The 20771-nt window shown below is 73.5% G+C and carries 17 protein-coding genes and 1 pseudogene; 13 read left to right on the top strand and 5 right to left on the bottom strand.

Annotation, left to right across the window (positions count from 1 at the left end; genetic code table 11):
- The first annotated feature begins 6 nt into the window (after positions 1-6).
- The 3 genes and pseudogenes from ACZ51S_RS04045 (at position 7) to ACZ51S_RS04035 (ending at position 2398) form a co-directional block, all read left to right on the top strand.
- Entirely contained in the window at positions 7-177 is a 171-nt protein-coding gene (locus ACZ51S_RS04045) for a hypothetical protein (protein ID WP_388937868.1), read from the top strand.
- A 259-nt stretch (positions 178-436) separates the two neighbouring features.
- Positions 437-703: pseudogene (locus ACZ51S_RS04040) on the top strand (SDR family oxidoreductase); the annotation flags it as partial.
- Between the two features lie 213 nt (positions 704-916).
- Positions 917-2398: a cellulose binding domain-containing protein gene (locus ACZ51S_RS04035; RefSeq protein ID WP_468959549.1), complete on the top strand. Its 1482-nt coding sequence runs from the start codon at positions 917-919 to the stop codon at positions 2396-2398.
- Positions 2399-2427: 29 nt separating this feature from the next.
- Here ACZ51S_RS04035 and ACZ51S_RS04030 read toward each other — a convergent pair whose 3' ends face one another.
- Positions 2428-2841, bottom strand: coding sequence for a Fur family transcriptional regulator (locus ACZ51S_RS04030; RefSeq protein WP_468475657.1), 414 nt, complete (start codon positions 2839-2841; stop codon positions 2428-2430).
- 303 nt (positions 2842-3144) lie between these two features.
- Here ACZ51S_RS04030 and katG point away from each other — a divergent pair, with 303 nt between their 5' ends.
- The 5 genes from katG to ACZ51S_RS04005 all read left to right on the top strand — a co-directional run bounded on the left by katG (position 3145) and on the right by ACZ51S_RS04005 (position 10377).
- The gene (gene katG, locus ACZ51S_RS04025; RefSeq protein ID WP_468884994.1) at positions 3145-5376 is read left to right on the top strand and encodes a catalase/peroxidase HPI; all 2232 of its coding nucleotides are present in this window, start codon (positions 3145-3147) and stop codon (positions 5374-5376) included.
- Between the two features lie 187 nt (positions 5377-5563).
- Complete coding sequence (locus tag ACZ51S_RS04020) at positions 5564-7354, top strand: serine/threonine-protein kinase (protein WP_468959546.1); 1791 nt, start codon at positions 5564-5566, stop codon at positions 7352-7354.
- Between the two features lie 265 nt (positions 7355-7619).
- Entirely contained in the window at positions 7620-8954 is a 1335-nt protein-coding gene (locus ACZ51S_RS04015) for a cytochrome P450 (protein WP_468475654.1), read from the top strand.
- A gap of 96 nt (positions 8955-9050) precedes the next feature.
- Entirely contained in the window at positions 9051-9353 is a 303-nt protein-coding gene (locus ACZ51S_RS04010; RefSeq protein WP_388937857.1) for a DUF1876 domain-containing protein, read from the top strand.
- Between the two features lie 184 nt (positions 9354-9537).
- Entirely contained in the window at positions 9538-10377 is an 840-nt protein-coding gene (locus tag ACZ51S_RS04005; protein ID WP_468475653.1) for a class II glutamine amidotransferase, read from the top strand.
- A gap of 55 nt (positions 10378-10432) precedes the next feature.
- Here ACZ51S_RS04005 and ACZ51S_RS04000 read toward each other — a convergent pair whose 3' ends face one another.
- A complete protein-coding gene (locus ACZ51S_RS04000) occupies positions 10433-10933 on the bottom strand; it encodes an SRPBCC family protein (protein ID WP_468959543.1) in 501 nt (166 codons plus the stop codon).
- Between the two features lie 66 nt (positions 10934-10999).
- Here ACZ51S_RS04000 and ACZ51S_RS03995 point away from each other — a divergent pair, with 66 nt between their 5' ends.
- Positions 11000-11578, top strand: coding sequence for a TetR/AcrR family transcriptional regulator (locus ACZ51S_RS03995; protein WP_468475651.1), 579 nt, complete (start codon positions 11000-11002; stop codon positions 11576-11578).
- Between the two features lie 18 nt (positions 11579-11596).
- On the opposite strand, the gene ACZ51S_RS03990 is transcribed toward ACZ51S_RS03995, so the two are convergent.
- The 3 genes from ACZ51S_RS03990 to ACZ51S_RS03980 all read right to left on the bottom strand — a co-directional run bounded on the left by ACZ51S_RS03990 (position 11597) and on the right by ACZ51S_RS03980 (position 12761).
- Positions 11597-11851, bottom strand: coding sequence for a hypothetical protein (locus tag ACZ51S_RS03990; protein WP_468885004.1), 255 nt, complete (start codon positions 11849-11851; stop codon positions 11597-11599).
- A gap of 83 nt (positions 11852-11934) precedes the next feature.
- Positions 11935-12270 (bottom strand): DUF3040 domain-containing protein, encoded by a 336-nt coding sequence (locus ACZ51S_RS03985; RefSeq protein ID WP_468475649.1) that lies wholly within the window; start codon positions 12268-12270, stop codon positions 11935-11937.
- A 5-nt stretch (positions 12271-12275) separates the two neighbouring features.
- Positions 12276-12761, bottom strand: coding sequence for a DUF6328 family protein (locus ACZ51S_RS03980; RefSeq protein WP_468475648.1), 486 nt, complete (start codon positions 12759-12761; stop codon positions 12276-12278).
- 359 nt (positions 12762-13120) lie between these two features.
- Here ACZ51S_RS03980 and ACZ51S_RS03975 point away from each other — a divergent pair, with 359 nt between their 5' ends.
- From ACZ51S_RS03975 to ACZ51S_RS03960, 4 genes are all read left to right on the top strand, one after another.
- On the top strand, positions 13121-14398 hold the full coding sequence (locus tag ACZ51S_RS03975) for an MFS transporter (RefSeq protein WP_468959541.1): 1278 nt from the start codon (positions 13121-13123) through the stop codon (positions 14396-14398).
- Between the two features lie 310 nt (positions 14399-14708).
- Positions 14709-18512 carry a non-ribosomal peptide synthetase gene (locus tag ACZ51S_RS03970; RefSeq protein ID WP_468959539.1) on the top strand — a complete coding sequence of 1268 codons (3804 nt, stop codon included), beginning with the start codon at positions 14709-14711 and terminating at the stop codon, positions 18510-18512.
- Positions 18509-19801 carry an ATP-grasp domain-containing protein gene (locus ACZ51S_RS03965; protein ID WP_468475645.1) on the top strand — a complete coding sequence of 431 codons (1293 nt, stop codon included), beginning with the start codon at positions 18509-18511 and terminating at the stop codon, positions 19799-19801. The genes ACZ51S_RS03970 and ACZ51S_RS03965 overlap by 4 nt, the downstream gene beginning before the upstream one ends.
- The gene (locus ACZ51S_RS03960) at positions 19798-20769 is read left to right on the top strand and encodes a peptidase (RefSeq protein ID WP_468802923.1); all 972 of its coding nucleotides are present in this window, start codon (positions 19798-19800) and stop codon (positions 20767-20769) included. Before ACZ51S_RS03965 ends, ACZ51S_RS03960 begins: the two co-directional genes overlap by 4 nt.
- The last annotated feature ends 2 nt before the right edge of the window (positions 20770-20771 follow it).

Genomic DNA, 20771 nt, shown 5'->3' with positions numbered 1-20771 from the left:
TCCTAAGTGAGCAGCACCAGCAGTGATGCGCCGATCTACGCCCAGCTCGTACGCGAGCGGGGCGACGTCCCCGTCCAGGTCCGGCGGGAGGCCGAGGAGATCCTCCGCCACCTGGCACAGGTGATGGCCTGGCGCCCGTCGTCGGCCGGCCTGCCGGCCTGGCGCCCCCACCAGTAGGACGGGCGGCCCGGCGGCGCGCGCGACAGCGCGTCCCGGGCCGGTCCGCCCCCCGAACCCCGCAGAAGGCCGAGAGCGCGGAGAACGCCGACGCCCCCGGGCGGCAGTGGTGCGCTCCGCCACAGCGGGACCGCCGAGTGTGGCGGCGGCGCACATCGGCACGGGACGGCGTACGTCCCTGATCCGGGGCGTGCCTAGCGCGAACACCACCGCATCCGGTGGAACGGCGTCCGCCCTCGCGGGGCGCGTGGCCCCTGGGGGCGCACCGCACGGGGTGACGAGCAACCGCGCGAACCCCGGCTACGTGCGCACCCCGCTGGTGGAGCGGCAGATCCCCGCCCAGGCCGAGGCGCACGGCATCCCCGCCTCGCGGGTGGTCGAGGAGGTGCTGCTGCGGGGCTCCGCGATCAAGCGGCTGATCGAGCCGGAGGAGGTGGCCGCGGTCACCCTGTGGCTCTGGGGCCCCCACACTGGCCACGTCACCGGCGCCTCCCTGCCGATGGACGGTGGGTGGACCGCCGCCTGATCCGGCGGCCGACGGGCCGGGCTGGTGGACGCGCCCCTTCCTGAGGGCGGCCTTTTCCTGGGCGCGCGTCCCTTCCTGAGGGCGCCCTTTCCGCCGCCTTAAGCGGAACCTAAGCTTCGCCGACGGTGCCCCGAAGCGGACGAATGTCCGTTTCCCGGTGGCTAGCGTGCTGCCCCGTACCCAACTCCCCGGTCATACAGAGGCAGGCACTCCATGGGCAGCAGCACGGGCGGACACCGGCGCAGGACGAGCGGCAGGGCGAAGGCCGCCGCGGGGGCGGGCGTGGCGGCGGCGGTACTGGCGGGCGCGGTCTTCGCGTTCACCGGCACGGCCCAGGCCACGTCCGTCGGGGCGGTGTACACCAAGTCCAGCTCCTGGAACGGCGGTTACACCGGCCAGTACGTGATCACCAACAACACCGGCCGGGAGCGGTCCGGCTGGACGCTCCAGTTCGACCTGCCGGCGGGGGTGCGGATCGGCTCGCTGTGGAACGGGACCCACACGGTCGAGGGGCAGCGCGTCACCGTGAAGCCCGCCGGCTGGAACGCGGTGCTCGCGCCGGGCGCGTCCGTGACCGTCGGCTTCGTGGCGAGCGGCGCGGGCACGCCCGGTGACCCCACCGGCTGCCTGATCGACGCGGTGAAGTGCTCGCCCGGCCAGGGCGCCACACCCCAGCCGGACGGCCGTCCCACGGCGGCGCCGACCGCGACGGCGACGGCCGCACCCACGGCCACCGCCACGGCCACCGCGAGTCCCGTGGCTCCGCCCTCCCCCACCGGGACGGCCACCGCCGCTCCCCGCGGCGGCGCGCGGTTCGCCCCGTACGTGGACACCTCGCTGTATCCCGCCCACGACCTCCTCGACACCGCGGCCAGGACCGGGGTGAAGGAGTTCCACCTCGCCTTCGTCACCGCCGGCGGGGGCTGCTCGCCGCTGTGGGGCGGGGTCACGGACCTGGCGAGCGACAAGGTGGCTGCCCAGATCGGCGCCCTGCGAGGAGCCGGCGGCGACGTGCGGGTGTCGTTCGGCGGGGCCGCGGGCCGTGAGCTGGCGCTGAACTGCGCCACCGTCGACGAACTGGCCGCCGCTTACAGGAAGGTGGTCGACACCTACCGGCTCACCAAGGCCGACTTCGACATCGAGGGCGCCGCCCTGCCGGACACCGCCGCCAACACCCGCCGCGCTCAGGCGATAGCCCGGCTGCAGAAGTCCCACCCCGGCCTGGACGTGGCGTTCACCCTGCCCGTGATGCCGGAGGGGCTGACCCAGCCGGGCGTGGCCCTGCTGGCCGACGCCGCGAGGAACGGGGTGCGGATCAGCACCGTCAACATCATGGCGATGGACTACGGGCCGGCGTACGGCGGGGACATGGGGCAGTACGCGATCCAGGCCGCGACGGCGACCCAGGCGCAGCTCAAGGGCGTGCTCGGGCTCTCGGACGCGGCCGCCTGGAAGGCGGTGGCGGTCACACCGATGATCGGCGTCAACGACGTGGCGAGCGAGGTGTTCGGCGTGGCGGACGCGACGGAGCTCGTACGCTTCGCCGAGTCGAAGGGGATCGGCCGGCTGGCGATGTGGTCCTCGGCGCGCGACCGGCAGTGCGCGGCGGGCGCCCTCGGCCACGCCGACGCCACCTGCAGCTCCGTGCTCCAGGAGCCGCTGGCCTTCACGAAGGCGTTCGCCGCGTACAGGTAGGCGCGGCACGGCCGGGGGGCTGACGCCCGTCAGGGGGCGCAGGACGGGCACAGTCCCCGGTAGGTGACCTCGGCCCCGGACACCGAGAAGCCGAAGCGTTCCCCCGCCGGGAGGTCGGCGAGCGGGTTCCCGGCGGGGCGGACGTCCCGGATGAGGCCGCAGCCGGAGCAGACGAGGTGGTGGTGCGGGTGGTGCGCGTTGGGGTCGTAGCGCTTCGCCCGGCCGTCGGTGGAGACCTCGGCGACCTCACCGAGGGCGACGAGCTCGCCCAGGGCGTTGTAGACGGTGGCCCGCGAGATCTCGGGCAGCCGGTCCACGGCCCGGGCGTGCACCTCGTCGGCGGTCAGGTGCACGTGGTCGCCGTTCAGGACCTCCGCGACGACGCGCCTCTGTGACGTCATCCGCCAGCCGCGCCTGCGCAGCCGTTCCAGCAGGTCACTCATGTCGGCTCACCTCTTCGGGTTCGACGGGGCCGCCCGGAGCCCCCGTGGGAATCCGGGAGCCGATGGGATCCGGGCTTGGTGTGCTTCTTGACTTGGACTGTGTCCATCGTAGGATCTGATGCGTTGATAGCCAAGGGACAAGAACATCCCGAAGCGGCAGGAGACAGCGAGGTGACGGGCCGGTCCGTCGTCCGGATGACGGACGGCGGGGCGAGGTCCGCCGCCGCACCCCCTGCTGTCGCACCACCGTTACCTCGCGCCCGTTCCTGAACAGCGTGATCCGCCTGGTCCGGAAGGATTTCCATGTCTGAGAACCATGACGCAGTCGTCGTAGACGCCAAAACAGAGGGCGCAGGCGGCTGCCCGGTCGCGCACGAGCGCGCCCTCCACCCCACCCAGGGCGGCGGGAACCGCCAGTGGTGGCCCGAGCGCCTCAATCTGAAGATCCTCGCCAAGAACCCCGCCGTGGCCAACCCGCTCGGCGAGGGGTTCGACTACGCCGAGGCCTTCAAGTCCCTCGACCTCTCCGCCGTGAAGCGGGACATCGAGCAGACGCTGACCACCTCGCAGGACTGGTGGCCCGCGGACTTCGGCCACTACGGCCCGTTCATGGTCCGGATGGCCTGGCACAGCGCCGGCACCTACCGGATCAGTGACGGCCGGGGCGGTGCGGGCTCCGGCCAGCAGCGGTTCGCCCCGCTCAACAGCTGGCCGGACAACGCCAACCTCGACAAGGCCCGCCGGCTGCTGTGGCCGGTGAAGAAGAAGTACGGCCAGAGCCTGTCCTGGGCCGACCTCATGATCCTCGCGGGCAACGTCGCGCTGGAGTCGATGGGCTTCGAGACCTTCGGCTTCGCCGGTGGCCGCGCCGACGTGTGGGAGCCCGACGAGGACGTCTACTGGGGCCCGGAGACCACCTGGCTCGACGACCAGCGCTACACCGGCGACCGGGAGCTGGAAGGCCCGCTCGGCGCCGTCCAGATGGGTCTGATCTACGTCAACCCGGAGGGTCCCAACGGGAACCCGGACCCGCTCGCGGCCGCGCGCGACATCCGTGAGACGTTCCGCCGGATGGCGATGAACGACGAGGAGACCGTCGCGCTGATAGCCGGCGGCCACACCTTCGGCAAGGCGCACGGCGCCGGCCCGGCCGACCACGTGGGCAACGACCCCGAGGCCGCGCCGCTGGAGGCGCAGGGCTTCGGCTGGCAGAGCACGTACGGCTCCGGCAAGGGCGCCGACACCATCACCAGCGGCCTCGAGGTCACGTGGACCACGACGCCGACCCGGTGGAGCAACAACTTCTTCGAGAACCTCTTCGGCTACGAGTACGAGCTGACCCGCAGCCCCGCCGGCGCCCAGCAGTGGGTCGCGAAGGACGGCGCGGGCGCGGGCACCATCCCGGACGCGCACGACCCGTCCAAGAGCCACGCCCCGACGATGCTGACCACGGACCTCGCGCTCCGCTTCGACCCGGCCTACGAGCAGATCTCGCGCCGCTTCCTGGAGCACCCGGAGCAGTTCGCGGACGCCTTCGCCCGCGCCTGGTTCAAGCTGACCCACCGCGACATGGGGCCCGTCGTGCGCTACCTCGGCCCCGAGGTGCCGGCCGAGACCCTGCTCTGGCAGGACCCGCTGCCGGCCCGCACGCACGAGCTGATCGACGCCGCGGACGTCGCCTCCCTCAAGGAGCGGATCCTCGGCACCGAACTGACCGTGTCCCAGCTCGTCTCCGTGGCCTGGGCGGCGGCCTCCTCCTTCCGCGGCAGCGACAAGCGCGGCGGCGCCAACGGCGCCCGCATCCGCCTCCAGCCGCAGGCCGGCTGGGAGGTCAACGAGCCCGACCAGCTGGCCACGGTGCTGCGCACCCTGGAGGGCGTCCAGGAGTCCTTCAACTCCGCCCAGACCGGCGGCAAGCGGGTCTCCCTGGCCGACCTGATCGTCCTCGGCGGCTGCGCCGCCGTGGAGCAGGCCGCCAAGGACGCCGGGCACGACGTCGAGGTGCCCTTCACCCCGGGCCGGGTCGACGCCTCGCAGGAGCAGACGGACGTCGAGTCCTTCGCGGCGCTGGAGCCCACCGCCGACGGCTTCCGCAACTACCTCGGCAAGGGCAACCGCCTCCCGGCCGAGTACCTGCTGGTCGACAGGGCCAACCTGCTCAACCTGTCCGCCCCCGAGCTGACCGTCCTCGTCGGCGGCCTGCGCGTCCTGGGCGCCAACCACCAGCAGTCCCAGCTGGGCGTGTTCACCGACGCCCCCGGCACGCTGACCAACGACTTCTTCGTCAACCTGCTCGACCTGGGCACGACGTGGAAGGCCACCTCGGCGGACCAGAACACCTTCGAGGGCCGCGACGCCGCCACGGGCGCCGTGAAGTGGACGGGCACCCGCGCCGACCTCGTCTTCGGCTCGAACTCGGAGCTGCGGGCGCTGGCGGAGGTGTACGCGAGCGACGACGCCGGGCGCAAGTTCGCCGAGGACTTCGTCGCCGCGTGGCACAAGGTCATGGAACTGGACCGGTTCGACCTGGCCTGAGCGGCCTGAGCGATCCCGATCACGACGCCCGGGCCGGCCGGCCCGGGCGTCGTGCCGTCCCGGTACGGGCCTGCCGTCCCGGGACGCTCGCGCCCAACAGGGCGGAAATCGTTGGGGATCGCCGCTGAAGTATCCCGCCGCGTCCGGTAGGTTTCTGGAAACTCATTCCAATTCTGACGGGGCTGACGTGTTAGAGCTGAGGGGAAGCGGGGCCGAGCCGCTGGACGCGGAGGACCCGCGGCTGATCGGGCGCGCGGCACTGGCGGGCCGGCTGGGCGCCGGCGGCATGGGGCGGGTGTACCTGGGGGTCCTGGACGGACGGTACGTGGCCGTCAAGCAGCTCCTCGCCTCCGTCGTCGGTGAGGACGAGGACTTCCGGCGCCGCTTCGGACACGAGCTCGACAACCTCGCCCGGCTGCCGCGGAAGGTCACCGCCCCGCTGCTCGACAGCGACCGCACCGCGAATCCCCCGTGGTTCGCCACCGCCTACATCCCCGGCCTCACCCTGCGCGAGGCCCTCGCACTGCACGGCGGCCCGCTGCCCGCGCGGGCCCTGTGGCTGCTGCTGCGGGAGGCCGCCGAGGGCCTGGCGGCGGTGCACGCGCTGGACATGGTGCACCGGGACCTCAAGCCGTCCAACATCATGCTCACCCTCGACGGCCTCACCCTGATCGACTTCGGGGTCGCCCGGGCCGCCGAGCAGAGCCAGCTCACCCGGACCGGGATGGTGGTGGGCACGCCCGCGTACATGGCGCCCGAACAGGCGTCGGGGGCCAAGGCGTTGAGCGGAGCCACGGACGTCTTCGCGCTGGGCTCGGTGCTGGCGTACGCGGCCTGCGGCCGGCCGCCCTTCGGTGAGGAATCGGGCCACGGCGTGCTCTACCGCATCGTCCACGAGGAGCCCGACCTGGCACCCCTGCGGGAGCTCGACCCCGACCTCGCGGAGGTCGTGGCCGCCTGCCTCTCCAAGGACCCCGCGCACCGTCCCACCGCCGCCGAACTCCTCGAACGGGCCTCCGCCCGGGGCCCCTTCGAGGCGCCCCTGTGGCCCGAAGCGGTCACCGGGCGACTGGCCGAGCGGGCCGCGTTCGCCGCGGACGTGCAGGAGATCGACGTACCGACGCTGCCCCTGGGCGGCGGGAAGCCTGCCGCGGGAGCCGAGCCGCCGGCCACCCGTCCCGAACGGCGCCGCCGCACCCGGGTCTTCCTCGCCGTGCTCCCCGTCGTCGTGGTGGCGGGCGGCACGACCATCGCCGTCCAGTACCTGCCGCACATCACCGTCCCCTCCCGGGCCGGGGCGCAGCCCTCCGTGCCCGCTCCGGGCCCGGGCACGCCCCAGGGCGGCACCGCTCCGTCGGCCGCGCCGTCCGGCCCCGTGCCCTCGGGGGCGAGCGGCAGCCCGTCCGGTCCGGCGGCGGCCTCCCCGGGGCAGTCCCCGGCGCAGGGCCAGAGTCCGGGCGCACCGCCGGCCCCGCCAGCCGGGAACGGCGGGACGGGCACGGGCGCGGGACCCGGCACGGGCACGGGCCCTGGCCCCACGGCCGGCACGCCCGACAATCCGGGCGGCTCCGGCACCCCCGGCGGAGGCGGATCCTCGGCGGCCGCGCCTCCCCCCGCCTCCGGCACCCGCCACTACCGCAACGGCAACAACGGGAAGTGCGTCACCCAGGTCTACGGCTCCTCCGACTACGGCGACTGCTCCGACCCGACGGCCCGCTGGACGGTGCGGAGCCAGGGCGACGGCAGTTTCAAGCTGGTCAACCAGCAGACGGGCGGCTGCCTCTACGGCAACATGCTCGGCCAGGCCGTCTTCGTGGGCGACTGCGCCCAGGACACCGCCCGCACCTGGCGCACCGGCTCCGGTGGCACCCTGCGCAACGTCTACAACGGCGGCTGCCTCGACCTGGGACTGAGCAGCGGCCTGGTCGCCAACACCTGCAACGGCAACGCCTCACAGCGCTGGGCACCCCAGAGCTAGGCCTGTCGTCAAAGCAGCGCCGGTCAGGCCCGCGGCCTTCGGTGCCGTGCATCGCAAGGCGGAGGGGCGCCCGAGTACTGGACGTACTCGGGCGCCCCGACAACGCGGCGAGGTGCGGTGCAGGCCGCCGCGGGCCAGGCGGGGACTTTGACGACAGGGCCTTAGGGGGCGTACCTGGCCGTATCGGCTCGAAGCACCCTCGTGCGCGGGTACGCGCACGCGTACAGTCCGTGCTGCCCCATCCCCGCCGGACAGGAGAACCGCCGTGGCCACGCACGCCGTTACCGGGCCGCCCGCCCAGGAGGAGCCCGCCGGAGGGGGGCTGCCGGTGCCCGAGCTCGACGCCGCCGAGGTCGGGCGGTGGCGGGCGGGCGGGGGCGGGCTGATCGAGCTGCTGGCACTGGCGCGTGAGCGGTGCGGCGGGGTGGCCGCCGTCCGGATCGGGCCGGAGCCCACCGTGCTGGTCACCGGGCCGGAGGCCGTGCAGCACGTGCTGGCCCGGAATCCGGAGCGGTACGTCAAGCGCTCCCACCGGGCCCGCCTGCTGATCGGCGACGGGGTGCTCGCCGCGACCGGGGAGGCGTGGAAGCGCCAACGACGGCTGCTCCAGTCGCAGTTCACCGGTACGGGCATGCGCCGGTACGAGCAGCGGATCGCGGCGGCGGCCGGTACCGCCGCCGAGCGCTGGGCCCGGTTCGCGCGTACCGGGGAGACCTTCGACGTCGGCGAGGAGATGCGCCGCTTCGCCCTGGACACCATCTGGCGCGCGCTCACCGGCCACCCCCTGGACGCCCGCACCGCGCGGGAGCTCGCTTCCGTGGCGGCCGTGGTGGCGGCGCTGCCGAGCCTGCCCGCCGACGAGGTGGAGGCCCGGGGGTCGGTGGCCGCCGACCTGGCCCGGATCGACGCGGTCGCCCGGCACGCCGTCGCCGCCGCCCGGGACCGCGAGACGGGCCCGGACGGGCCGGGGCTGCTCCAGGTGCTGGTCGACGCCTCCGCGACCCACCCCGAGTACACGGACCGGTTGCTGCGCGACGAGCTGGTCACGCTGCTGGTCGCCGGCCACGAGACCACCGCCACCACGCTGACCTGGCTGTACCTGCTCCTCGACCGCCACCCCGCGGCCCGCGAGGAGGCCCTGGCCGCAGGGCCCGAGGGCTCGCCGGAGCGCCGGGAGGCCCTCCAGGCACTGGTCAGCGAAACGCTGCGGCTCTACCCGTCGGCCTGGATCCTGCCCCGGCACGCGGCGGAGGCCGACACCCTGTCGGGTCACGCCGTCGCGGCGGGGACGGACCTGCTGGTGTGCCCGTATCTCACGCACCGCGACCCGCGGCTGTGGCCGGACCCCGAGCGCTTCGACCCGGGCCGCTTCACCACCCCGGGCGGCCGGCCCACGCAGCCCGGCGCCTACCTGCCCTTCGGCATGGGCCCGCGCGCCTGCCTCGGCACGCAGTTCGCGCTGCGCGAGTCGACCGCCCTGCTGGAGCGGCTGCTGCCGCTGCAGGCCCCGGTGTTCGACTCCGTCCCGGCCGGGGCCGCGTACAGCCTCACGGTGCGTCCCGACGGCCCGACCCCCGCACGCCTCGTCCCCGCGGTGTGACGCGGCCCGGGCAGGGCGACCGTCCTGCCGTGGCCGGACGGGCCCCGGCGGAGGGATCCTGGTAGGACGAGGCCCCGGGAGGTCAGGAGGCAGGCCATGTCACACGCCGAGGAGTGGAAGGTCGGCGTCTACCTCGTCGAGGAGGACGGCACGACCAAAGCCAGGGCGGTGCTCGAGACCGGGAAGGCCACGATGGTCGGGCGGGGCCGGGCGCGCTGCAACCCGCAGGACGTGGACGTCCCGGCCATCGGTGACGAGCTGGCGGCGAGCCGGGCGATGCGCGACCTGGCCGGGCAGCTGAGCCGGGCCGCCGACCGGGACCTGGCGGCTCTGGGCGCCGTACCGGAGGCGCCGCGCACCGGGTACGGCTGGCCGGACGACTCCGGCGACGGACGGTAGGCGGGGCGGGGAGGACCGGCTTCCCCGCCGCGGGGAAAGCGGCTGCGGACGCGCGGGGCGGGGCCGCGTGCCCCGCTCGGCGCGCCGCCATGCGGGGGTGCCACCCTCCCGGCGCAACGGGAGGCCGTGCGATCGCCCGGCGAGTTAGGCTCGGACGCAGTGGCGCACGAGAGGGATGGTGCACATGTGTCGATGGCTCGCCTACTCCGGCTCACCGATGCTGCTCGACGCCGTCCTCTACCAGCCCGAGCATTCGCTGATCAACCAGAGCCTGCACGCGCGGATGGGGGTCGAGTCCACCAACGGCGACGGCTTCGGCATCGGCTGGTACAGCGCCGACGGCGACGGGACCCCCGCGGTGTTCCGGGACATCGGCCCGGCCTGGAACAACCAGAACCTGCGGGAGCTGGCCTCGCACGTCCGCTCACCGCTGTTCTTCGCGCACGTCCGCGCCTCCACGGGTTCGGCGATCCAGCAGACGAACTGCCACCCCTTCCGGCACGGCCGCTGGCTGTGGATGCACAACGGCGCGATCACCGACTTCCGCCGCCTCCAGCGCGATCTGTGCATGGCCGTCGATCCGGCGCTGTTCCCCTGCATCGAGGGGTCGACCGACTCCGAGGTGATGTTCTACCTGGCCGTCACCTTCGGGCTCGACCAGGACCCGCCCGGGGCGGTCGCCCGGATGGTGGGTCTGGTGGAGCGGCTCGGCAAGGAGCACGGGGTGGCCGACCCGCTCCAGATGACGGTCGCCGTCAGCGAGGGCACACGGGTCTGGGCCTTCCGCTACTCCAGCCAGGGCCGGTCCCGTTCGCTGTACTACAGCAGCAGGGCCGAGACGGTGCGCCAGCTCTACCCGGAGCTGCCGTACCTGCGCGAGGTGTCCGACGAGACGCGGCTGGTGGTCTCCGAGCCCCTCGGAAGCCTGCCGGGCGTGTGGAACGAACTGCCCGAGGCGAGTTATGCGGTGGTCCCGTCGGAGGGCACCGAGGACTACCTGCCGTTCATCCCCGAGCTCCCCTGACCCCTGTGGGGTGTCGGACTCGTCGCGTCGCGCGGCCCCGGCCAGATCCGAAACTCTAGTTCTTGGGGCCGAGGAGGCGGACGAGGGCGTAGAGGAGGCGGACGTACGGATTCCAGCGGGCGGGGCGGGCGATCGTCCCCGCGGTCGCCAGTTCGGCGCGGTCCAGGCCGTCCTCCAGCAGCGCGTCGTGCAGGGGGCGCCAGACGAGGGGCCAGCCCAGGCGCGAGAGGCCGGTGGTCCTCATCGCGAGGGTGTGCCGCAGGACCGTGTGCTCCTCGTCGACGGGCAGCACGGCGAATTCGTGGAAGCCGTGGAATCCGCGCGGCCCGCCGAACGTGAATCGGACCCAGGTGCCCGGCACGTACGCCGTGACCCGGTAGCGGACCGAGCCGTGGCCGCCGGCCGAGCCCACGGTCAGGCCGCGGTCGAACTCCATCGGCGGCCAGGCGTGCGGCCACAGCCGGTCCCCCGCCCCCTGGGACACGGTGTCAACGAGCGCGCCCACCTCACTCCCCTTCGCCGGCAGCAAACGCTCGTGCACGTTGTAGACGCCCATGCGTCGGTCCTCCCGTCACAGTATTAGAGAGTTCTCTCTAATAAATTGGAGGGTACTCTCTGATTCATGGCGAGACCACCCCGCTTCGACACCGACCAGATCCTCGACGCCGCCGTCCGGCTGGCCGCCTCGGCCGGACCGGGCGCCGTGACCGTGTCCGCCGTCGCCCAGGCGATCGGGGCGCCGAGCGGCTCCATGTACTACCGGTTCGCCGGGCGCACGGCCCTGCTCGCCGAAGTGTGGCTGCGCACCGTCGAACGGTTCCAGGAGAGCTACTCCGCCGCCCTCGGCAGCGACCCCGACCCCCGACGGGCCGCCCGCGCGGCCGCCCGGCACGTCGTGGCGTGGAGCCGCGCGCACCCGCAGGAGGCATCGCTGCTGCTCCACGGGCCCGAGGAGTTCGGCCGCGCCGACTGGTCCGAGGAACACCGGGCGCGTGCGGACCGGGGCAATCACCGCGTCTTCGGTACCGTGCGCGCCCTCGCCGCCGCCCTCGGCGCGACGGACGCCCAGGGCCACGAGCGCGTCACCCTGGCCATGGTCGACGTGCCGCTCTCGGTCGTCCGCCGCCATCTGCGCGCCGGCGGACCCCTGCCGCCGCACGCCGAGGACCTCGCCGAGGAGTGCGCGGCCGCGCTGCTCTAGGCCCTGTCGGGCACGCGGTCAGCGGTCGTCGCTCTCCCGCTCGGGCCGCGGGTGGGAGCCCGGCGGGTAGGGGCGGGTCTGTTCCTCGCGGCCGAGGCCCGGCCGTTGCCGCTTGGCGAAGCGGCCGCCGCCCTCCTCGTCGGGGCCGGTGTCCCCGGCCCTGCCGGTCTCGGCCTCATCCGCCGGACGGCGCGCCGCGCCGTCGCCGCTCTCGCCGGCCGGCCCGGAGGATGTGGACGGCGCGGACCGGTGGGGCTGCCTGTGCTCGCTCATATCGCACTCCTAGGTCTTCTCGGTCTTTTCGGTCTCCTCTGTCTTCGTGAGCCGCTCGGTTCTCGCGGTCCCGGCCCGGCGGATCAGCCGCACCGGCCGCACCAGTGCCGGAGCAGCAGCCCGATGCCGACGAGCGTGACCGCGTAGGACACGGCGAAGGCGCAGATCAGGGCGGGTGACGAGGTGGCGGCCGCCAGCGGCAGCAGGACGAGCGAGAGGACGACCGACGCCCAGACCGCGCCCGGGAGCCTGCTGCGCGGTTCCTCCGGCTCGGCCCGGCGTTCCGGAGTGCCGCGCCCGTCGGGGAGGAGCTCCGCTCCGACGGTCATCACCCGCCGGAACCGCGGGTCGGTCCGCAGGGTCCGTTCGATGGCGGTCAGGGACCTGCGTTCGCTGCGGGAGAGTGCGTGCCCGGCCATGGTTCCTACTCCTCGGAGGTGTAGCGCGTCCGCGCCCACAGCGGCAGTGCGAACCAGCACAGCAGGTACCAGGCGACGACGGCGGAAACCAGCCAGGGCACGACCGTGTCGGGCGCGGCGACCCGCAGGACGAGGAAGAGGGCGGAGGTGCAGGTGGCCAGCAGCAGGACGATGCCGGCGAAGGTGAGGCGCGAGGCCCAGACCACCGCCTTGGGCTTGATGCGGCGACCCGAGACGATCCGGTGGAAGGAGACGGGCCCTATGAGGGCGCCGGTGGCCAGCGCGCCGAGGACGACCGTGGCGACGTAGACGGCCTTGTCCATGTCGGCCAGCCCCTGGAAGTGCGGCGTGAAGACGACGGTCAGCAGGAACCCGAAGAGGATCTGCACCCCCGTCTGGGCCACCCGGATCTCCTGGATCAGCTCCTGCCATTGACGGTCCGCCCGCTCGTCCGGGCTCTCGTCGCGCCCCTGGGGCGTCTCTCGCGACATACGGCCTCCTCCGCTCCACCCGCCGCCTGCCCGAGGACGGCCCGGCCAATCCTCCTGAGCGGCGGGATGACCGGAAGACCCCCCGGAATGCAGCACTCCGCCCTATGCCCTACTGGCCGGTAAGGGCAGGGGGGCGACCGTTTCTCCACATGGTTTTTCTGCACCCTTTACCCGATCCCAGGATTTCGATCATGTGATCGGGGTCACAGGGGTATTTCCTGGACAGCCAGATGTCGATCAAGTTTCGATATGGCCTGCGGCGCCGACGATCTCGGCTCCGCGACCACGGGGGAATTTCCCGAATCTTGTCGTTGGCAACGGCGCTTAACGAGGGGTGGGGGCGTGTCAGTGATCCTGGCGTGCGCACGAGGAAGCTTCATGACGTCCGTACGAGCGGACCGCAACGCGGCAGGCCGATGCTGAACCGCCTGCTGCCGCCCGCCGGCCCGGCACGCGTCCTGACCGGCATCACCCTGGTGCACACCCTGGGGCAGGGCCTCTGGATGGCACTGAACGCCATCTTCGCGACCGCCGTGCTCGGGCTCTCGCCCGGGCGGTTCGCCCTCGGCGTCGGTGTCGCAGCCGGTATCGCCCTCCTGGTCAGCACCCCGACCGGACACCTGGCCGACCGCATCGGTCCGCGCTCGGTGCAGATCTGGTCCTTCATCGCCCTCGGTCCGCTCACGGCGGCCCTGCTCGCGGTGGAGGGCTTCACGGCCTACCTGCTGGTGGTCAGCGCGCAGGCCGTCGCCTACAGCGCCAGCCGCAGCGCCCGCATGGCCATGGTCGCCGGACTCGTGCCGCCGCAGGACCGGGTCTCGGTCCGTGCCTACCTGCGGGCCACCAGCAACGTCAGCGTCTCGGTGGGAGCCGCCCTCGCCGGGCTGCTGCTCGCCGCCGACTCGGTCTGGGCGTACAAGGCGGCCGTCGCCTTCAACGCCGCCACCTATCTGGCGACGGGGCTGCTCACCCTGATGCTGCCCGCGGTCGCTGCCCAGCCGGCCCGCCCCGGACCGGCCCTGAAGGTGCTGCGGGACCGCCCGTACCTGACGTTCGTGGTGCTGGACGGCCTGCTGTCCATGCACAACCTGCTGCTCGACGTCGTCCTGCCGCTGTGGGTGCTGCACCGCACCGACGCACCGCGCTGGATGATCGCGGCGATCCTGCTGACCAACACGGTCGCCGTCGTCCTCCTCCAGGTCAGGGCTGCTCGCGGCACCGACGAGCCGCGCGCCGCGGCGAGGGCCTCGCGGTCCGGGGCGCTGTGCCTCGCGCTCGCCTGCGTGGTCTTCTCCTTCAGCGGCGGGACCTCGGCGACGCTGGCCGGAGTCCTGCTGCTCCTCGGGGCCCTGGCCCACGTGCTGGGCGAGATCCGCCAGTCGGCGGGCAGCTGGGGCATGTCGTTCGCGCTGGCGCCCGAGCACGCCCAGGGCCAGTACCAGGGCACGTACGCGATGGGCTCGGACATGGGCAAGATGATCGCTCCGGCGCTGCTGACCTGGCTCGCCATCGAGCACGGGAGCCTCGGCTGGCTGGCCATGGCCCTCGGGTTCGCGCTGGCCGGAGCCGCCATGCCGCGCATCGCCGACCGGGCGCTCAGGAGCCGGGAGGCCGCCCCCGAGGCCCTCCCCGCCTGACGGGGGTCCCGCCCGCCCCTTCCGCCCGCCGCCGATTCCGGTTCTTCCCGCCCACTTCCCGCCATTCCCTGCCTTCACGGCCCTTCCGGCCTTTCCGTCCGGTTTTCCGCCGTTCCTTTACCCGTTCCTGTTCCGGTGTTTTTCCGCGCCGTCACCCTTTACCGCATTCCGGTCCGGGCGATGACGCGCGCGTACGAATGACCCGCTGCGGAGAAATCCGATTGCGCGGGGTCCGAAGATGTGCCGTGCGTGTATTCGGCATGTCCGCCGCACGGCCGGCGAACGAAATGCAAACGAGGGGACCATCACTGTGGGCGACATTTCCGCCGACTCACCGCAGGCCCTGCAACTGCCCGTGCGGGACGCCGGGCAGGGCGCCGACGGCACGGGCCGGGGCACGCACTCCTGGCCGGGCACCGTCCCGGCGCCGGGCGGGACGACCGCCGGGGCCGGGCCCGCCGACCTGTGGCACGCCGCGTTCGCCGTGCTCCTGCACCGCTACAGCGGCCAGGACGACATCGTGCTGGCCCGGGCGGGCGGCGCGCACGGTACGCCGCCGGTCGCCGTCCGCTCCGTACTCGCACCGGAGCCGACCCTCCCCGCCCTGGCGCTCGCACTCGCCGGCGCGTACCGGAAGGCGGCACGGGAGGCCGCGCCCGGCACGGTGGCCGACCTCGGCGACGGCCTGCGGGCGGGCTTCCTGGAGTCCGACGGCACCGCCCCCGTGCCCGGGGGTTTCGCGCTCCTGCTGGAGGCGCGGACCGGGCCGGACGGCCCGCTGTTCACCCTCCACTACGACCGGGCCCTCTTCCCCGGAGCACTGATCGCGCGGATGGCCGCGAACCTGGACACCCTGCTGGCGGACGCGGCCGCCCGCCCCGGGGTTCCGGTGAGTGACCTGGCCCTGCTGTCCGGGCCCGAGGCCCACCGGCTGCTCCACGGGTTCAACGACACGGCCCGCCCCTACGACCGGGACACCCCGCTGCACGCCCTGGTGGAGGCCCAGGCCGCCCGGACCCCCGACGCGCCCGCCGTCGCGTGGCGGGACAGCGTACTGACGTACCGCCGGCTCGACCGGCAGGCCAACCGGCTGGCCCGGGCCCTGGCCTCCCACGGGATCGCGCCGGGTTCGCGGATCGGGCTGTCGCTGGCCCGCACGCACCGCAGCGTCGTCCTCCTGCTCGCCGTCCACAAGGCGGGCTGCGCGTACGTACCGCTCGACCCCGCCTATCCGGCCGACCGGCTGGGCGCCATCGCCGCGACCGCCGACCTCGCGGCGGTCGTCCACGACGGCGAGGACGCCCCGGCCTGGCTCGGTGACGGTCGCGTGCGGGCCCTGCCGTGGCGGGAGCTGTGGGAGAAGGCGGAGACGGAGGACGAGAGCGCGCCGGACGTCACCGTCGACCCGGCCTCCACCACCCACCTCATCCACACCTCCGGCTCCACCGGCCTGCCCAAGGGCGTGGTGATCAGCCACCGCAACGTGGTGGCCCTCCTCGCCTGGGCCGGGGAGACGTACACGGCCGAGGACCTGCGCCGGGTGCTCTTCTCCACCTCGCTCAACTTCGACCTGTCCGTGTTCGAGCTGTGGGCGCCGCTCACCCGGGGCGGCTGCGTCGTCGTCGTGGACAACGTCCTCGCCCTCACGGAGGACGAGGGGCTGCTCCCGACCCTCGTCAACACCGTGCCGAGCGCCCTGAACGTCCTGCTCCAGCGCGGCGCGGTGCCCTCCTCCACCCGCGTCCTCAACGTGGCGGGCGAGCCGCTCTCCCGGGAACTGGTCAACGAGGCCTTCGCGTCCACCGGCACCGAGCGGCTCTACAACCTCTACGGGCCCTCCGAGGACACCACGTACTCCACCTGGAAGTGCTTCACCGGCCCCGTCGACGGAGCCCCCACGATCGGGGTTCCGGTCCACAACACCACCGCCCACCTCCTGGACCCGCTCGGCCGGCTCGTCCCGCACGGCGCCACCGGCGAACTCCATCTGGGCGGCGACGGCCTGGCCGCCGGCTACATCAACGACCCCGAGCGCACGGCGGCCTCGTTCGTCGCCGCACCGGCGCACCTCGGCGCGGTGCCGGGGGGACGGCTCTACCGCACCGGCGACCTGGCCCGGTGGACCGAGGAGGGCGAGCTCCACTTCCTCGGGCGCAAGGACAACCAGGTGAAGGTGCGCGGCTTCCGGATAGAGCTCGGCGAGATCGAGGCGACGCTGCGCGGGGTCGTGGGCCTGCGCGACGTCGCGGCCCTGGCCGTGCGCACCGGCGGTGACACCCGGCTGGTCTGCTACGTGGGCCTGGAGGGCGACGACGTCACCGTCGAGGCAATGGCCGCCCATCTGCGGGCCAAGCTGCCGCACTACATGCAGCCCGCCCGGATCATCGTCGAGGAGCGGCTGCCGCGGCTGCCCAACGGCAAGGTCGACCGCAAGTCCCTGGCGGCACGGGACATCGAGTGGGGGCCGGGGCCGGCGGCGGCCGGGCTCACCGGTGACGGCCCGACCGGCCCCGACGAGGCGGAAGTGGCGGGGGTGTGGGCCGACCTCCTCGGTCTGACCGAGGTCTCCCCCGGCCTGGACTTCTTCTCCGTGGGCGGGCATTCCCTGCTCGCCACGCTGCTGGCGGCGCGCCTGTCCGACGCGGCCGGCCGGCCCGTCCGGGTGGCGGAGGTCTACCGCCACCGCACCCTCGCCGAGCAGGCCGCGCTGCTGCGCCGCACCCGCGAGGAGGCCGCCGGGGCCTCCGCCTCCGGGGCGGCGGCGGGGCCGGCGGAGCGGCGCCGCGCCGTGGCCGACACGCTGCGGGAGTCCGCGCGCGGGCACGGGGTACCGGGAGCCGGCGCCGCCGTGTTCCTCGACGGCACCCTGGAACTGAGCTACCACGGCGTCACCGACACCGCGTCCGGGGCCCCGTACGGTCCCGGCACGCGCCAGCGCGTCACCTGCGTGACCAAGCCCATGCTGGCCTTCGTCGCCCTGCGGCTGGTGGACCGGGGGCTGCTCGGCCTCGACCAGCCGCTGGACGAGCTGCTGCCGCAGGCGTTCCGGCGCCGCGACGGCGGCACCGTCAAGGTCACCCTGCGGCACCTGCTGTCGCACACCAGCGGAGTCGACGACTCGTACGAGGTCTGGCACGACACCGGCCTGCCGGACCTCGACAGCTACATCGCCACCCTGCCCGCCTACGGCCAGCTGTTCGAGCCGGGCGAGGTGTTCGCGTACTCGGCGGTGGGCACGTCGATCGTCGCAGCGCTGATCGAGAAGCTGCTCGGCATGCCCTGGCGGCGTGCGGTGAACGAGCTGATGCTCGCCCCGCTCGGCATCCGGGAGGTCCCCGAGACCCTCACCGAGGACGGCCACTACGGGGACGCCGTCTCCGTCGGCTACGTGTGGACCGAACGGGTCAAGGGCTACGTACGCCACGACCCGCCGCCGCAGACCATCGCCGACGACGCGGCCGGCTCGTTCTCCGTGTGCCTCACCCTGGAGGAACTGGCGCGGATCGCGATGCTGGCCGTCGGCGACGGGGTCGCCCCCGGCGGGGAGCGCCTGCTGTCGGCCGGGCTGGCGCGGGAGATGCGCACGCCCCAGATCCCCGTCCCCGGCCACCACTTCATGCACGCCTGGGGCCTGGGCTGGCTGATGTTCGGGCCGTCCGCCTTCGGCTTCAACTCCAACGGCAGCGGCCACCACAACTTCATCCAGATCTTCCCCGAGGAACGTTCCTTCCTGCTGCTGCTCGCCAACGCCTACCCGGCCTTCGGTCTGTACGAGGACCTGCTGCGCTCCCTCACCGGCGAGGGGCTCATCCGCACCGGGCGCCCGTTCGAGATGGAACTCGACGACTGCGCCGGCGTGTACGCCTCCGACGGCTACCGGCTGGAGGTGCTGCACGGCGCGGAGCACCTGCGCTACGCGTACTCCGAGCGGCAGCCGGACGGCGCGTGGCTGTGCCTGGACGAGGGCGACCTGGTGCTGTCCGGCGCCGGCGGCTTCAGCTCGATGTCCGAGAAGAACATACTCGCCGGTTCGATCTCCTTCATTCCCACCCCCGGTACCGCGGTCCCGGGATTCGTCCGCATCGGCCAGCGCTTCGCGAGGAAGACACGATGACAGACCCGATCCACCCCCCACACCCGTCCGCGCCCGTCCGGCACGTGGTCTTCGTGACCTGGAAGGCCGGCAACGCGCCCGCGTTCGAGGCGGCCAAGCGGCTCGGCCACCACGTGACGCTGATCCGCTCGCTGCTCATGGAGCAGGCGCAGAACATCGACTTCGACGCCTCCCCGTACGCGCGGTTCGTCGACCGGGTCCACGTCCTGAAGGACGCCACCGACCCCGTGGCGCTGCGCTCCCTCGTCCTGGAGGTCCACCGGGAGCGGCCGGTCGACGGGTTCGTGGCCACCGTCGACGCGCTGGTGGTCCCCGTCGCGCGGATCGCCGAGGAGATCGGGGTGCCCTTCACCGACGCCGGCGCCGCCGAGGCGGCCAAGCAGAAGGACCGCTGCCGGGAGATCCTCGCGGCGGCCGGCGTGGACACCACCCGGTACGCGGTCGTCTCCGGCTTCGAGGAGGCCGCCGCGTTCGCGGCCGACGGCGGATACCCCGTCGTCGTCAAACCGGCCCGGGGTTCCGGCAGCGAGGGCGCCCACGTGGTCGCGGACGGGGAGCGGCTGGCAGCCGTCCTCGCGGACGCCCCGGACGACGCGTACGCGGCCGGCATCCTCGTCGAGGAGTACCTGAGCGGACGCTTCGTCTCCGCCGAGATCGGCCTCGTGCACGGCCGGTTCCTGCGGCTGGCCGTCAGCGAGCGGTCCACCTGGCACCGGCACGAGGCCCTGGAGACCGGCACCACGATCCCGGCGGGGATCTCGCCGGAGGAACACGACCGGGTGATGCGGTTCGCCGAGGAGGTGGTCGGTGCCGTCGGTCTGCGGCTCGGCGTCTTCCACGTGGAGGTGATGCTGGGCGCGGACGGCACGCCCCGGCTGATCGAGCTGAACCCCCGCATCATGGGCTCCTGCCTGCCGAACCTGTTCCGGCTCGCGGGCGGCGGTGACATCTTCGAACTGCTCGTCCGGATCCACCTGAACGAACCGATCGAGCGCGGCCCGACGGTCTTCGACGCGTACGCGACGGTCCGCTGGTTCGGCGCCGCCGACCGGGTGGCCACCCCCGAGCGGGTGCCCGACCTCGGCTGGGCCGCCGAGGAGTACGGCGACAGCCTGCACTCGCTCACGGTCCGTTTCCCCGAGGGCGACACCCTGCTGCCCTGCCGGGGGAACCTCGGCAACTTCGGCGAGGTCCAGGTCGTGCACGCCGACCGGGAGACGTCGATCCGCATCGCCGAGGACATCGTCGGGGGCATGGCCGACCGGCTCGGCATCGAGGTGACGAGGTGAGGACGACGACCACGACCGCATTCTTCGACCAGACCCGCCGGCAGCTCGCCCGGCTGGGCCTGCCGGACGGGGACCCCCAGCTCACCCCCGACTCGGACGCCGTCTTCGCCGACGGCGGGCACTTCCGCATCGAGGTGCCGACGGTGAACTCGGTGGCGGCCGCCGAACGGCTGCTGCGGGAGAGCCGGCGCCGCGGATTCACGATCAACCGCATCACCGAGACCCGCGGCATGTACCGGCACACGGCCAGGGAGATCGGCGAATACGTCGCGCTCGGCCAGGAGTTCGGCGCCGAGGTCCTGATGTCGGTGGGCCCCCGCGCCACGAACGACATCGGTGCCGGGGCCCAGACGCCCGAGGGTGCCCGGATCGGCTACCGGCTGCGCGGCCAGGAGCAGATCGTGCGCGCCGTCGAGGACGTCAAGCGCGGGATCGGCCTGGGCGTACGCGGGTTCGTCGTCTACGACGAGGGCCTGCTGTGGGTGCTGGGGCGGCTGCGCACCGCCGGTGACCTGCCGGCCGGGATCCACCTGAAGGTCTCCGCGCACTGCGGTCAGGGCAATCCGGCGTCCGCGCAGATGCTGGAGATGCTCGGCGCGAACAGTTTCAACCCGGTGCGCGACCTGACGCTGCCGATGATCGCGGCGTTGCGGCAGGCGGTGACGGTTCCGCTGGACCTGCACGTGGACAACCCGCGGTCCTCCGGCGGGTTCATCCGCACCTACGAGGCCCCGGACATCGTCCGGGTGGCGTCGCCGGTCTACCTGAAGACGGGCAACAGTGCCCTGGAGGGCCACGGCGTCAGTCCTTCCCCCGTGCAGCTGGACGACATCCTGCGGCAGGTCGAGCTGGTCACCGAGTTCGTCGGCCGGCACCACCCCGGGGCCCGGCAGAGCCGCGCCGGATCCGCCGCGCTCTCCCTCGAAGCGGCGGGGAGCGTCCCCGCCCCCGCCCGGACGGAGGTGTGAGC

Source organism: Streptomyces sp. NPDC034043, assembly GCF_055575675.1.
This window is presented reverse-complemented; position numbering and strand designations above follow the sequence as displayed.